We start from the raw sequence: 15135 nt of genomic DNA on the forward strand, positions 1-15135 counted from the left end.
ATTTTCACTTCTTGATTTATAGGCAATCTGCCACTATAATGGATAAGAGTACGCAGAAATTTGCGCGCTGACGGGGAAGAAAAGCGGGCATGAAGCCGGATGAGAAGCAGATGCGGCAGATTTAGAGGGCTTTTTAGTAACCTGATGTGGCAGATTCCGGATGTACAGTGACACAGAATGGAGAAAGTGTATGGATAATAAGGGAAACCAGAATAAAAATGGAAAAAATCCCCGCGGTCAGAATTATGCAGTGCTGATCATGACGATGCTGTTTACGCTTCTCTGCGTGGCGATGATGCACAACCTCTGGCAGGGCAGTCGCACGCACAAGATGCCATACAGCGAGTTTAATCAGATGCTTAAGGATCACGAGGTAGAATCGGTTGTGATTGGCAATGGAAAGATTCAGATCACGCCGAAGGAAGATTCGAAGAAATATGGCGGCAGCCAGGGAAAATACGGAAATCTGGTAGGAATGGAGTACTACACGATTCCGATCAACGATCCGGATTTGGAAAAGAAGCTGGATGAAGCTGGTGTTACGACCTATGAACAGGCAGAAGTGGACGCGACAGGCAGTATTATCATGCTTCTGCTCGAGTGGGTGCTTCCGATTGCAGCGATGTTCGTCATTTTCAATATGATGATGAAGCGCATGGGCGGCGGAGGCGGCATAATGGGTGTCGGCAAGAGCAATGCCAAAGTATATGTACAGAAAGAGACCGGCGTTACGTTCAAGGATGTGGCAGGCGAGGATGAGGCGAAGGAGTCTCTGACGGAGATTGTTGATTTCCTGCATAACCCGGGAAAATATACGAAGATTGGTGCGAAACTGCCGAAGGGTGCGTTGTTAGTCGGACCGCCAGGAACCGGTAAAACACTTCTTGCCAAGGCAGTAGCTGGAGAGGCGAAGGTTCCGTTTTTCTCTCTGTCCGGTTCAGATTTTGTGGAAATGTTTGTCGGCGTCGGCGCATCCCGTGTGCGTGACCTGTTCAAGCAGGCGCAGCAGTCGGCTCCGTGTATCATTTTCATCGATGAGGTGGATGCGATCGGTAAAAGCCGTGATTCCCGTCTGGGCGGCAACGATGAACGTGAGCAGACGTTAAACCAGCTCCTTTCGGAGATGGATGGATTTGATTCCTCCAAGGGTCTTTTAGTCATGGCGGCGACGAACCGCCCGGAGATTCTGGATCCGGCGCTGCTTCGTCCGGGACGTTTTGACCGCCGAATTATCGTGGATAAGCCGGATTTAAAGGGGCGTGTGCAGATTTTAAAGGTACATTCCAAGGATGTAAAACTGGATGAGACGGTTGATTTCGAGGAGATCGCGCTGGCTACATCTGGCGCTGTAGGTGCGGATCTTGCCAATATGATGAACGAGGCGGCGATCACAGCCGTTAAGAATGGCAGGAAAGCCGTTTCCCAGAAGGATTTATTTGAGGCAGTTGAGCTGGTTCTGGTTGGCAAAGAGAAGAAAGACCGCATCCTGAGCCAGGAAGAGCGCCGGATTGTTTCGTATCATGAGGTTGGTCATGCGCTGGTCAGCGCCCTGCAGAAGGATTCGGAGCCGGTACAGAAGATCACGATTGTGCCGCGTACCATGGGTGCGCTCGGCTATGTCATGCAGGTGCCGGAGGAAGAGAAGTACTTAAATACTGAGAAGGAAATCCGCGCGATGCTGGTCGGATTTTTAGGCGGACGTGCGGCTGAGGAGATCGTTTTTGATACGGTAACGACAGGTGCGTCAAATGATATTGAAAAAGCAACCCGGATCGCGCGTGCGATGGTAACCCAGTACGGTATGTCCAAGAAGTTCGGTCTGATGGGACTGGAAAGCCAGGAAAATCAGTACCTGAACGGGAGAACCGTCCTGAATTGCAGTGATATGACAGCGGCAGAGATTGACAAGGAAGTCATGCATATTCTGAAGGTTTCTTATGAGGAGGCAAAACGCCTGCTGAGTGAAAACCGCGAGGCGCTTGATAAGATTGCGGCGTTCCTGATTGAGAAAGAGACGATCACCGGTAAAGAGTTCATGAAGATTTTCCATGAGGTAAAGGGAATTCCGGAGCTGGAGGAAAAGAAACAGGAAGGCGAGGACCGGATTGAGATGCCGGAGGCTGAGAAGACAGGCGATGAGGTGCAGCCGGTAAAGACTGCGGAGGAAACGAACGCGGAAAACTCACAGAACCAGCAGAAGCTGGAAGGAAAACCGGCGGATGAAGCACCGGCAGACGAAACACCGGAATCGGCAGAAGCTGTAGCATCAGAGAGTCCAAATGAGGATGAGATGCGCGGTGGAAGCTCGTTCGACCGGAAATAAAAGTGATGTATAGCATAAAAGAAATATTTATACAGTAAATAGAACGGCTGTATTTCAGCAATGTGAATCCATATATTGAAAAATCTATGAGTTCTGTTTTGCTGAGATACAGCCGTTATTTATATAGGATTATATCAATTACTGGTACAGGCGGTTGTGCTCATATACCGGCTCGGAGGTCAGTTCGATGCCGAGACGTTTGAAGGTCTTGATATCAACCTCCGACAGCATGACGGAGGTGTGAACCTGGCAGCCGCGCAGTTTTTCGAGCTGTTCCAGGGCGATCTGCGCGTGTTTGTTGGTAGCGGCGCACATGGACAGTGCGATCAGAACTTCATCGGTGTGGAGACGCGGGTTGCGGCTTCCGAGGTACTCGACTTTCAGCTTCTGGATCGGCTCGATCGCGATCGGGGAGATCAGGTGCTCATCGTGCGGAATATTGCCAAGTACCTTGACAGCATTCAGAAGCAGGGCAGCGGAAGCGCCGAGCAGGTTGGTTGTCTTTCCGGTAGCGATGGTTCCGTCCGGAAGTTCGATGGCAGCAGCCGGAGCACCGGTTTCTTCGGCGCGTTTCAGGGCAGCCGGAACAACCTTGCGCATATCGGTGGTCAGTTTTGCCTGCTTCATCAGAAGTTCGATCTTATAAACTTCCTCTTTGCCGACATCCTCTTTGACAACGCGGTTTAATGCCTGATAGTAGCGGCGCAGGATTTCCTGACGGGATGCCTCGCAGCAGGCTTCGTCGTCAATGATGCAGTTTCCTGCCATGTTGACGCCCATATCAGTCGGGGATTTGTACGGGTTCTCGCCGTAGATTCCCTCGAAAATAGCGCTCAGAACCGGGAAAATCTCGATGTCACGGTTGTAGTTGACCGTTGTCACACCATAAGCCTCCAGATGGAACGGATCGATCATGTTGACATCGTTTAAGTCAGCGGTCGCTGCCTCGTATGCCAGGTTGACCGGGTGCTTTAACGGGATATTCCAGATCGGGAAGGTCTCAAATTTGGCATATCCAGCCTTGACGCCGCGTTTGTTCTCGTGGTAGAGCTGGGAAAGGCAGGTTGCCATTTTTCCGCTTCCCGGTCCCGGCGCGGTGACAACAACGAGTGGACGTTTGGTTTCAATGTAATCATTTTTACCATAACCTTCATCGCTGACGATCAGCGGAACATTGCCCGGATAACCGTCGATGGTGTAGTGGCGGTAAACCTTGATGCCCATGGATTCGAGCTTGTGTTTGAAGACATCCGCAGTGTTCTGCCCGGAATAGTGGGTGATTACAACGCTTCCAACATAGAGTCCCTTGTCGGTAAAGGATTGAATCAGACGGAGTACGTCTACGTCGTAAGTAATGCCGAGGTCGGAACGTACTTTGTTTTTCTCGATATCCGCAGCACTGATGACGATGACGATCTCCGCCTGATCCGCTAACTGCAGAAGCATCCGCAGCTTGCTGTCAGGTGCAAAGCCCGGAAGAACCCGGGATGCGTGGTAGTCATCGAACAGTTTTCCGCCAAATTCGAGGTAGAGCTTATCACCGAACTGGTTGATACGCTCACGGATATGTTCCGACTGCATTTTCAGGTATTTGTTGTTGTCAAAACCGATTTTCATCTAATCCTCCGTTCTTAGTTTCGTCCCGCACAGAATACCGGTATCGCGGTGGGGGCAGATGCCGGTTTCCATCTGGTGGGATGAAAATCATATGTTTGTATGGATGATTGCGCCGCCAGGTCACAGTCCATGTCCGGCACAGACTGCCATTCGCAGTTGTTTATGTCGATGCTCTTTGTGTGAAATGAACGCAGCACAGCAGACCGCAAAGAATCACAATTAGTACTATTATCCTACAAAAAAGTCTATTTGAGTAGAGGAAAAATAAAAAAATTTTAAAATCGGAAAAATGACGGATTTGGTTTTCGGAAATGTAATATTTTCTGGCGAAAATTTTTGTGTACAGGCGATGGGGATGGAGGAAAGAAAATCTGGATGTAAATTGATAAAAAACAGAAAAGGGCATACAAAATGTGATATAATGAGCGCAGAAGAAAAGAATGCGGCTGCGAAGCAGACATATTCTTTTCTTGCGCCATTAACGAACGAACAGCCATGCGAAGCAGGGCGGTGGAGCGCGATAGCGCGGGTTCGTGAGTGGACGGGTGAGAATACGTTCTTATGATATAATGAGCGCAAGTGAGCCAGAAAGCTGCTTGCAGATTTAAGGCGAACGGCGAATCGTGATATAATGTGAACACTTAGCGAGATGTTTTAAGGAGGTATCAGCATTCATGCGGGAAATTCCAAAGCCGGGCGAGCGGTACCGGCATTTTAAAAATAAAGAATATCAGATTCTGGCGGTGGCGACCCACTCGGAAACGGGGGAAAAGATGGTTGTCTATCAGGCGCTCTATGGAGAATATGGCGTCTGGGTTAGACCGCTTTCTATGTTTATGGAAGAGGTAGATCGGGTAAAATATCCGGAGGCGGCGCAGAGATACCGGTTTGAGCGGATTGCGGCGGGTCCGTGGGAAAATTCGAAACAGCAGGAAATAAGGACAACCAGAACGACTCATGTCGTAAATGAAGGTGTTCGCCGTTCGAAAATGTCTGACGCAGCCACTCATTCCTGGGACATACCGCAGGAGGAACCGGAGCTGCATCCGCTTGTGGCAGAGTTTCTAGATCAGGAAACGACCGAGGGCAGGCTGGAAGTACTCCAGAGAATGAGCGGCAAGGTGGCCAAGCGGGATCTCGACAGTCTCTGCTTCTGTCTGGATATGAATCCGGTCGGTGGAAGCGTGGAGGAAGAGCTTGACGCGATCCGTCAGTGCATCCGGATGCAGCAGAGGTACGATGCACCGCGCCTGCGGTATGGAAAATGAGCGGCTGTCTGGCAGAAGAGTCTGGGTAACTGTTCACGGGTAGGCACTTTTGGAACCGAAAGTGCCGTAAGAAAACGTGGTGGCAGCAGATTAGAAAACAGGATGGTTTGAGATGTTTCAAATAGAAGAAGAACTGAAAAAACTGCCGGGGCAGCCGGGTGTTTATATTATGCACGATGCGAAGGACGCGATCATCTATGTCGGCAAGGCGATCAGCCTAAAAAACCGAGTCCGCCAATATTTCCAGAGCAGCCGGGATAAGACGGCGAAGATCAAGCAGATGGTCTCGAAGATAGCACGTTTTGAGTACATCGTGACGGATTCGGAGCTGGAAGCGCTGGTGCTGGAGTGCAACCTGATCAAAGAGCACCGCCCACGCTACAATACGATGCTCAAGGATGACAAGACGTACCCGTACATCAAGGTGACGGCTTCGGAGGAGTACCCGCGGATCTTGTTTTCACGCCAGATGAAAAAGGATAAAAATAAGTATTTTGGTCCTTTTACGAGCGCGGGAGCAGTCAAAGACACAATCGAGCTGATTCGGAAGATATACCGGATCCGGGCGTGCAGCCGGAAGCTGCCGCAGGATATGGGAAAGGACCGTCCGTGCCTCTATTACCATATTCACCAGTGCGACGCGCCATGTCAGGGGTATATTTCACAGGCAGATTATCAGAAATCGGTGAAGCAGGCGGTCGGTTTTTTAAATGGACAGTATGAGCCGGTCATGAAATATCTGGAAGAAAAGATGAGGACGGCGTCCGAGACGATGGAGTTTGAGAAGGCGATTGAGTATCGGGATCTGCTTGAAAGTGTCAGAAAGGTGGCGCAGAAGCAGAAGATTACGAGCCAGAGCATGGAAGATCGGGATATTATCGCGATGGCGAAGGATGAGCGCGATGCGGTTGTGCAGGTGTTTTTCGTGCGCGATGGCAAGCTTATTGGGCGGGAACATTTCCATATGAATCTGACCGGCTCGGAGAGCAAGGCAGAAATTTTAAACAGCTTCGTCAAACAGTTTTACGCGGGAACGCCGTTTGTGCCGCATGAGATCTGGGTGCAGGAGGAGTTAGAGGACGCGGAGGTTATCGCCAGCTTCCTGACGGCGCGCCGGGGACAGAAGGTGCGCTTTGTCGTGCCAAAGATGGGCGAGAAAGAGCGGCTGGTCGAGCTGGCGGAGAAGAATGCGAAGATGGTGCTCTCCCAGGATAAGGAGAAGATCAAGCGCGAGGAACTTCGGACGATCGGGGCGATGAACCAGATTGGATCGTGGATCGGACTTTCGGGAATCAAGCGGGTAGAAGCCTACGATATTTCCAATATCAGCGGTTTTGAGTCGGTCGGTTCGATGATTGTCTACGAAAATGGACGTCCGAAACGCAATGATTACCGCAAATTTCGCATCCGGACGGTGCAGGGACCGAACGACTACGCTTCGATGCGCGAGGTGCTGCTGCGGCGGTTTTCACATGGCCTGGAGGAGACGAAGAAACTGCAAGCCGAGGGCGGCGATCTGGCGATGGGAAGTTTTACGCGTTTTCCAGATCTGCTGATGATGGATGGCGGACGCGGACAGGTTAATATCGCGCTGGAGGTATTAAGAGAGCTTCAGCTGGAAATCCCGGTCTGTGGCATGGTAAAGGATGATAACCACCGGACGAGGGGATTGTATTATCAGAATGTGGAAATTCCAATCGATCGCCATTCGGAAGGATTTCAGCTGATCACCCGGATTCAGGACGAGGCGCACCGGTTTGCGATCGAGTACCACCGGAGTCTTAGGGGCAAGGAGCAGGTGCGCTCCGTGCTGGATGATATCAAGGGCATCGGACCAGCGCGCCGTAAGTCTCTGATGCGGACGTTCAAGACGATCGAAGCAGTCCGGGAGGCGAGCGTGGAGGAGCTGGAAGCTGCGCCACAGATGAACCGGGCAGCCGCCGAGGCAGTCTATATATTTTTCCGTGATGACAAGCAGGGGAAGATGTGATAGGATGTAGACAATAGTAAAAATAAAAGGAGACAAAAGTATGGGTGGAGTGACGATAACAGAACTGATCGATAAGATGGGGCTTCGCAATATGACGCCGGAGCTGGAGACGGACAATGTTATGCTGGTGCATGCGGATGTGAACCGTCCGGCATTGCAGCTGACTGGATTTTTCGACCATTTTGACAAGGACCGTGTGCAGATCATCGGTTATGTGGAAAATGCGTACATCTCGACCCTGACTCCGCAGCGCCGCCGGGAAATGTTTGACAAACTGCTGTCTTCGGGTATACCATGTCTGGTATATAGCCGCGGCATGGCACCGGAGGAGGAAGTGCTGGAGCTGTGTAACCATTATGGGGTTCCGTGCATGGTATCGGAGAAGACGACTTCGGATCTGATGGCGGAGATCATCCGCTGGCTGAACGTCAAGATGGCGCCGATGATCAGCATTCACGGCGTACTGGTCGATGTATTTGGCGAGGGTGTTCTGATTATGGGCGAGAGCGGTATCGGCAAGAGTGAGGCAGCGCTGGAACTGATTAAGCGCGGTCACCGTCTCGTCAGCGATGATGTGGTCGAGATCCGCCGCGTCAGCGATGAAACCCTGATCGGTTCGGCACCGGATATTACCCGTCATTTCATCGAGCTTCGCGGTATCGGCATTATCGATGTCAAGACGCTGTTCGGTGTAGAGAGCGTAAAGGATACACAGTCGATTGACATGGTAATCAAGCTGGAAGAGTGGGATAAGGACAAGGAGTATGACCGCCTTGGCATGGAAGATCAGTATACCGAGTTCCTTGGCAACAAGATTGTATGCCATTCAATCCCGATCCGTCCGGGACGTAACCTGGCAATCATCGTAGAGTCGGCGGCAGTCAACTATCGTACCAAGAAGATGGGATATAATGCGGCGAAAGAACTGTACAAGCGGGTACAGGCGAATCTGGCAAGAAGAGATTGATGGAACGCTTCACGCAGTCGGATTCGTGTGATTTAGTGCGGAAATCCAGACTTGCAAGGGATGGAGCCGTTATGAAATGAATAAAGGAAAATAGATATGTCTAATTTTTATCAGAAACTTTGTGATGCCATCGGCGCTGCTTCCGTGCGGGAGCAGGAGCCGATGAGCGCACATACGACCTTTCGGGCTGGTGGACCAGCCCGCTATTTTGTGACCCCGGAGGGCGAAAAAGAGCTGGCGGCAGTGCTGGCGGCGTGCCGGGAGGCAGAGAAAGCGTATTACATATTAGGAAATGGAAGCAATCTGCTTGTCAGTGATGCGGGCTATCCGGGCGTGATGATCCTTCTGGGAAGCCAGTTTACAGAGGTGGTTCGTCCGGAGAGCGAACCGGGCGTCTATGAGCTGGGCGCCGGTGTGCTGCTTTCGCGTGCCGCCAGGGAGGCGCAGAAAGATGGAATGACCGGATTTGAGTTTGCAGCCGGGATTCCTGGAACCGTGGGCGGCGCGGCGGTCATGAATGCGGGCGCTTACGGCGGAGAATTAAAGGATGTGCTGGAATCTGTGCGCGTGATGACGCCGGACGGCGAGGTAAAAGAGCTTAAAACGGAAGAACTGGATCTGGGTTACCGCCACAGCTGCATCCCGGAGCGCGGATATATCGTTTTATCGGCGCGGATCCGTCTGGAGAAAGGTGATCCGGAAGCGATCCGGGTGCGGATGGATGAACTGGCAGCCAAACGGCGGGAAAAACAGCCGCTGGAATATCCGAGTGCCGGAAGCACCTTTAAGCGCCCTGAGGGCTATTTCGCCGGAAAATTGATCGAAGATGCCGGACTTCGCGGCTATCAGGAGGGCGGCGCACAGGTGTCGGAGAAACACTGTGGTTTCGTTATCAACCGCGACCATGCGACGGCTTCGGACATCGCGGGGCTGTGTGGGACGGTGCAGAAGCGCGTGTATGAGCAGTTTGGGGTGAAACTGGAGACGGAAGTAAAGATGCTGGGCTTTTAAGATATAGATATATAGAGTATGGAAAAGGGAGGAACAATATGCGGCTTGTGATCGTAACCGGTATGTCGGGAGCCGGAAAGACGGCGGCACTGAAAATGCTGGAGGACATGGGATTTTACTGTGTTGACAATCTCCCGATCCCGCTGGTGGGAAAATTTGCGGAGCTGGTGCAGAGCAGCAGCGGGGAGGTAAGCTGTGCAGCGTTGGGAATCGATGTCCGCAGCGGCGACGAGCTGGCACAGCTGGAGGGAACGCTGAATGATTGGAATAACATCCAGTTCCCGTATGAGATCCTGTTTCTGGATGCCAGCGATGAGGTGCTGATCAAGCGATATAAGGAAACGCGCCGTTCCCATCCGCTGGCAGGAAAAGAGCGGCTGGACCGCGGTATTGCGAAAGAGCGCCTGAAACTCGATTTCCTGAAAAAGCGGGCGGACTATATTCTGGACACCAGCACGCTTCTGACGCGGGAGCTCAAGGCGGAACTGGAACGGATTTTCATGGGGCGCGAGCGCTTTTCCAGCCTCTTTGTGACGATCTTAAGCTTTGGCTTTAAATATGGGATTCCGTCGGACGCGGATCTCGTGTTTGACGTCCGTTTTCTGCCGAATCCTTATTATGATGAGAATTTAAGAAGCCATACCGGCAATGAGAAGGCGGTGCAGGATTTTGTGCGCCGCGGCGGGACGGCAGACGTATTTTTGGATAAACTCTATGACATGATTGACTTCCTGTTTCCGTACTATGTAAAAGAAGGAAAGAATCAGCTTGTCATAGCCGTAGGATGTACCGGTGGAAAGCACCGTTCAGTTACGGTGGCGAACCGGCTCTATGAGCGCCTCAAGGAGCACTCGGAAATAGGGCTTAAACTGGAACATCGGGACATAGAGATGGATAACCGGACAAAAGGGTAAACGGAGGTAGAGGACTTTGTCATTTTCAGCCCGGGTAAAGGAAGAGCTGTCGCATCAGCTGAGCAAGGCGAGGCACTGCCAGATTGCAGAGCTGGCGGCGATTTTGAGCCTTTGCGGCAAGATTCATATCGATGAAGAGGATCATTTCAGTATACGGATCCACACGGAAAACGTAGCGGTTGCACGAAAATACTTTACATTATTGAAAAATACATTTAATATTAAGGCGGACATTTCGATCCGGCGCAATGCATTTTTAAAAAAGAGCCGTTCTTATACGCTTCTGGTGCGCGATCACGAAAATGCACTCCGGGTGCTGGAGGCGGTCAAGATGGTGGATGCGCAGGGAAATGTCGGGGAAAACCTTTCGGTGGTGCGGAATCTGGTGATTCAGAATGCGTGCTGCAAGAAGGCATTTATCCGGGGCGCTTTTCTGGCAGCCGGATCCTTAAGCGATCCGGAGAAATTTTATCATTTTGAGATCGTATGCGCGTCGCTTGAAAAGGCGGTGCAGCTTCAGAATGTGATTCTGACATTCGACATCGATGCGAAAATAGTTGTCAGAAAGAAGTATTATGTGGTATATATAAAAGAAGGCAGTCAGATTGTGGAACTTCTGGGACTGATGGAAGCGCATGTGGCATTGATGGAGCTGGAAAATATCCGGATCCTGAAAGAAATGCGAAACAGCGTCAACCGTCAGGTCAACTGCGAGACTGCCAATATCAATAAGACTGTTTCGGCGGCAGTCAAGCAGCTTGCGGACATCACATACATCCGTGATACGGTCGGGCTGGATTACTTGCCGGAGCTTCTTTCAGAGGTAGCACAGGTTCGTCTGGAGATGCCGGATGCGACCTTGAAGGAATTGGGGGAGAATCTGAGCCATCCAGTTGGAAAATCGGGAGTCAATCACAGGCTCAGAAAGATAAGTGCAGTAGCTGAAAGCCTCCGCGAAGAGCGGGGCGAGTAAAGTTAGGTTATTGTTCACAGGCAGGAATTTCCCGGATGGAAAATTCCGTGCGATACAGTAGTGGCAGCGGATTTTGCCGTTTTTTTCGAGCGGGGCTCGATGAGGAGGATATTATGACAAGTAAGGAAATCAGAATTGGTTTGAGTTCAGGTCTGGAGGCACGTCCTGCGGCGATGCTGGTGCAGGTGGCAAGCCAGTATGAGAGCAGCATCTATGTGGAAAGTGAAGAAAAACGCGTCAATGCAAAGAGCATCATGGGCATGATGACGCTGGGACTGGCAGAGGGCGCGCACGTAAAGGTAACGGCTGATGGCAGCGACGAGGAGAGTGCGATCGAGGGAATTGAGAAATATCTGAGCAATCAGTAGAAATCCAGATTTCTGACCGTTTTTCGGAAAGAGACAGGGGACGTAACAGTTAAACAAGAGCTTTGATAGATGAGGGGGTGTCGTTTCGCGGGAAACGGCAGTCCCTTAAAAGATCTGAATGGGAGGAAAAAGGTGGCATTTACACATCTGCATGTGCATACAGAGTACAGTCTGCTTGACGCATCGAGTAAAATAAAAGAACTGACCGCCCGGGCGAAGGAACTGGGGATGGACAGTCTGGCGATTACCGACCACGGCGTCATGTACGGCGTGATCGATTTTTACCGGGCAGCCAGAGAAAATGGGATCAAGCCGATCATCGGCTGTGAGATCTATGTGGCGCCCGGATCGCGTTTTGACCGGGAGGCGGGAAGCGGCGAGGATCGCTATTATCATATGATTCTGCTGGCGGAAAATAATACCGGCTATCAGAATCTGATGAAGATCGTCTCCAAGGGCTTTGTCGAGGGATTTTATTATAAACCGCGTGTGGATGACGAGGTGCTGAGAACCTACCATGAAGGCATTATTGCACTCAGCGCGTGTCTGGCGGGCGAGATCCCGAGGTATTTGTCGAGAGGCATGTATGAGGAAGCGTGCAAGTCGGCGCAGAAATACCGCGATATCTTTGGACCGGACAATTTCTTTCTGGAATTGCAGGATCACGGCATCCCGGCGCAGCGGACGGTCAACCAGGGCTTGATGCGGATGAGTCAGGAACTGCAGATTCCGCTGGTGGCGACGAACGACTGCCACTATATTTATAAAGAAGATGTGGAATCGCACGATATTTTGCTCTGTATCCAGACGGGCAAAAAAGTCACGGACGAGAACCGGATGCGCTATGAGGGCGGGCAGTTCTATGTCAAATCCGAGGAGGAGATGCGTGCGCTGTTTCCGTATGCCCAGGAAGCACTTGACAACACGCACAAGATCGCCGAGAGGTGCAATGTCGAGATCGAGTTTGGCGTGACGAAGCTGCCGCAGTATGATGTCCCGGACGGATATACGTCCTGGGAATATCTGCAGAAGCTCTGCGGGGAGGGCTTTCACAAGCGCTACCCGAACGACGATGGGACGCTGCGGGAGCGCCTGAGGTATGAGCTGGATGTTATCCATTCGATGGGATATGTCGATTATTTTCTGATTGTGTGGGATTTTATCCATTTTGCAAAATCAAACGGTATCATGGTCGGTCCGGGACGTGGTTCGGCGGCGGGCAGTATCGTCGCGTACAGTCTGGAGATCACGGACATCGACCCGATCCGCTATCAGCTGATTTTCGAACGTTTCCTGAACCCGGAACGAGTTTCCATGCCCGATATCGACGTCGATTTCTGTTTCGAACGGCGTCAGGAGGTTATCGACTATGTCGTGCGGAAATACGGAAAAGACCGCGTCGTGCAGATTGTTACCTTTGGTACGCTGGCGGCAAAGGGTGTTGTCCGCGACGTGGGGCGCGCGCTCGATATGCCGTATGCACAGTGTGATGCGATCGCAAAAATGATTCCGGGTGATCTCGGCATGACGCTAGACAAGGCGCTCAAAGCCAGTCCGGATCTGCGTGAGGCGTATGAGTCGGATGATTCGGTCAAATATCTGATCGACATGAGTAAACGTCTGGAGGGGCTGCCGAGACATACCTCCATGCATGCGGCGGGCGTTGTCATCAGCCGTGCGGCGGTCGATGAGTATGTGCCGTTGTCCAGGGCATCTGACGGTTCGATCACGACCCAGTTTACGATGACGACGCTGGAAGAGCTGGGACTTCTGAAAATGGATTTCCTGGGTCTTAGAACCCTGACGGTTATCCAGAATGCGGTTCGCCTGGTGGAGAAAACGACCGGAAAACCGCTTGATATAGATAAGATCGATTACAACGATAAAAAGGTGCTGGATTCGATTGGAACCGGCAAAAATGACGGTGTGTTCCAGCTGGAGAGTTCCGGCATGAAAGGATTCATGAAAGAGTTAAAGCCGGAAAACCTGGAGGATCTGATCGCCGGTATTTCCCTGTATCGTCCGGGTCCGATGGATTTCATTCCACGTTATCTGAAAGGCAAAAATGACAAGGCTTCGATTGTCTATGAGTGCCCGCAGTTAGAACCGATTCTGGCGCCGACCTATGGCTGTATCGTCTATCAGGAGCAGGTTATGCAGATCGTGCGCGATCTGGCTGGCTATACCTGGGGACGAAGCGACCTGGTGCGCCGTGCGATGGCAAAGAAAAAAGCGGCAGTCATGGAGAAAGAACGCCAGAATTTTGTCTACGGCAATGCACAAGAGGGCGTAAAGGGCTGTATTGCGAATGGGATCGACGAGAAGACGGCGAACCATATTTACGATGAGATGATCGATTTTGCGAAATACGCCTTCAACAAGTCGCACGCGGCGGCGTATGCGGTTGTCTCCTACCAGACGGCATATCTGAAATATTACCATCCGGTCGAATTCATGGCGGCGCTGATGACCTCGGTCAAGGATAATGTTACGAAGGTATCGGAATATATCATGAGCTGCCGTCAGATGGGTATGAAGATCATGCCGCCGGATATCAATGAGGGCGAGGGCGGCTTCTCTGTTTCGGACGGCGCGATCCGCTATGGTTTATCGGCGATCAAGAGTATCGGTCAGTCGGTGGTGGATGAGATCGTGCGGGAGCGGACCGAACATGGAAAATTCCGATCGCTGGAAGATTTCATTGACCGGATGTCGGGCAGGGAGGTCAATAAGCGCACATTGGAAAGCTTTATCAAATCCGGTGCGATGGACGGGCTGCCGGGAACCCGCAAGCAGAAATGTATGGTCTGCGGCTCGATGGTCGATCAGAAGAATAAAGAGAAGAAAAATACGATGGAAGGGCAGATGTCACTCTTTGATTTTGCAGCGGAAGAGGACAAGAAGAGTTTTCAGATCACATTTCCGAATGTCGGAGAGTATTCGAGGGAAGAATATCTGGCATACGAGAAAGAAATGCTGGGCGTCTACGTCAGCGGGCATCCGCTGGAGGAATATATCGGCACCTGGGAGAAAAATGTGACGGCGAAGAGCTCCGATTTTGTTGTGGATGAGGAGACAGGTTCGGCGGTGATTCACGACGGCGCGTATGTGACGATCGGCGGAATGATCACCGAGAAAACGGTTAAGACGACCCGGAATAACAAGATGATGGCGTTCCTGACGGTGGAAGATCTGGCGGGAAGTGTGGAAGTGCTGGTATTCCCGAAGGATTATGAAAAACGGCGCGATATGCTGATCAAGGATGAAAAAGTCTTTATCCGCGGGCGCGCATCGGTCGGCGATGAGCCGGTCGGAAAACTGATCTGCGAGCAGATTATCCCATTTTCGCGGGTGCCGCGCGAGCTGTGGATTCAGTATGCGGACAAGGACGCGTATCTGGCGGGCGAAAAAGAACTTCTCGACCTCCTGAAAACAAGCGATGGAAATGACACCGTGATCATTTACCTGGGACGCGAGCGCGCGAAAAAGGTTCTGCCGCGCAACTGGAATGTGCGGGCAGGCGAGGCGCTGGTGACGACGCTCAGCGAGATGCTGGGCGAGAAGAACGTCAAGGTGGTGGAGAAGCCGCTGGGGAAGATTTCTTCATAAGTGTTAAAATTTGCATTGGACATTGAAAGCTTTGGTAACTGGGCACGTATGTGTGAACAGTAACACGCTTTGGCGACATGTTAAAAAAATATCAT

At 51.5% G+C, this 15135-nt stretch carries 10 protein-coding genes; 9 read left to right on the forward strand and 1 reads right to left on the reverse strand.

Annotated elements, in window-relative coordinates; translation table 11 throughout:
* Positions 1-190: 190 nt before the first annotated feature.
* Entirely contained in the window at positions 191-2323 is a 2133-nt protein-coding gene (gene ftsH / locus DWZ76_RS04255) for an ATP-dependent zinc metalloprotease FtsH (RefSeq protein WP_118471993.1), read from the forward strand.
* A gap of 138 nt (positions 2324-2461) precedes the next feature.
* Here the strand turns inward: ftsH and DWZ76_RS04260 are convergent, their stop codons facing one another.
* A complete protein-coding gene (locus DWZ76_RS04260; RefSeq protein WP_022359314.1) occupies positions 2462-3940 on the reverse strand; it encodes a DUF1846 domain-containing protein in 1479 nt (492 codons plus the stop codon).
* A gap of 674 nt (positions 3941-4614) precedes the next feature.
* Between DWZ76_RS04260 and DWZ76_RS04270 the strand changes: the two genes are divergently transcribed.
* From DWZ76_RS04270 to DWZ76_RS04305, 8 genes are all read left to right on the forward strand, one after another.
* The gene (locus tag DWZ76_RS04270; protein WP_118471994.1) at positions 4615-5208 is read left to right on the forward strand and encodes a DUF1653 domain-containing protein; all 594 of its coding nucleotides are present in this window, start codon (positions 4615-4617) and stop codon (positions 5206-5208) included.
* Between the two features lie 112 nt (positions 5209-5320).
* Entirely contained in the window at positions 5321-7198 is a 1878-nt protein-coding gene (gene uvrC, locus DWZ76_RS04275; RefSeq protein ID WP_118467289.1) for an excinuclease ABC subunit UvrC, read from the forward strand.
* Between the two features lie 40 nt (positions 7199-7238).
* Positions 7239-8165 (forward strand): HPr(Ser) kinase/phosphatase, encoded by a 927-nt coding sequence (gene hprK, locus DWZ76_RS04280; RefSeq protein ID WP_022359298.1) that lies wholly within the window; start codon positions 7239-7241, stop codon positions 8163-8165.
* Between the two features lie 96 nt (positions 8166-8261).
* Positions 8262-9176: a UDP-N-acetylmuramate dehydrogenase gene (murB, locus tag DWZ76_RS04285; RefSeq protein WP_118471995.1), complete on the forward strand. Its 915-nt coding sequence runs from the start codon at positions 8262-8264 to the stop codon at positions 9174-9176.
* A 38-nt stretch (positions 9177-9214) separates the two neighbouring features.
* A complete protein-coding gene (rapZ, locus tag DWZ76_RS04290; RefSeq protein WP_022359300.1) occupies positions 9215-10090 on the forward strand; it encodes an RNase adapter RapZ in 876 nt (291 codons plus the stop codon).
* Between the two features lie 16 nt (positions 10091-10106).
* A complete protein-coding gene (gene whiA, locus DWZ76_RS04295) occupies positions 10107-11063 on the forward strand; it encodes a DNA-binding protein WhiA (protein ID WP_022359301.1) in 957 nt (318 codons plus the stop codon).
* Positions 11064-11176: 113 nt separating this feature from the next.
* A complete protein-coding gene (locus DWZ76_RS04300) occupies positions 11177-11431 on the forward strand; it encodes an HPr family phosphocarrier protein (protein WP_107001048.1) in 255 nt (84 codons plus the stop codon).
* Between the two features lie 132 nt (positions 11432-11563).
* Positions 11564-15040 (forward strand): DNA polymerase III subunit alpha, encoded by a 3477-nt coding sequence (locus DWZ76_RS04305; protein ID WP_118471996.1) that lies wholly within the window; start codon positions 11564-11566, stop codon positions 15038-15040.
* The last annotated feature ends 95 nt before the right edge of the window (positions 15041-15135 follow it).

Source organism: Clostridium sp. AF35-15 (assembly GCF_003477745.1).
GTDB classification, from domain to species: domain Bacteria; phylum Bacillota; class Clostridia; order Lachnospirales; family Lachnospiraceae; genus Otoolea; species Otoolea fessa.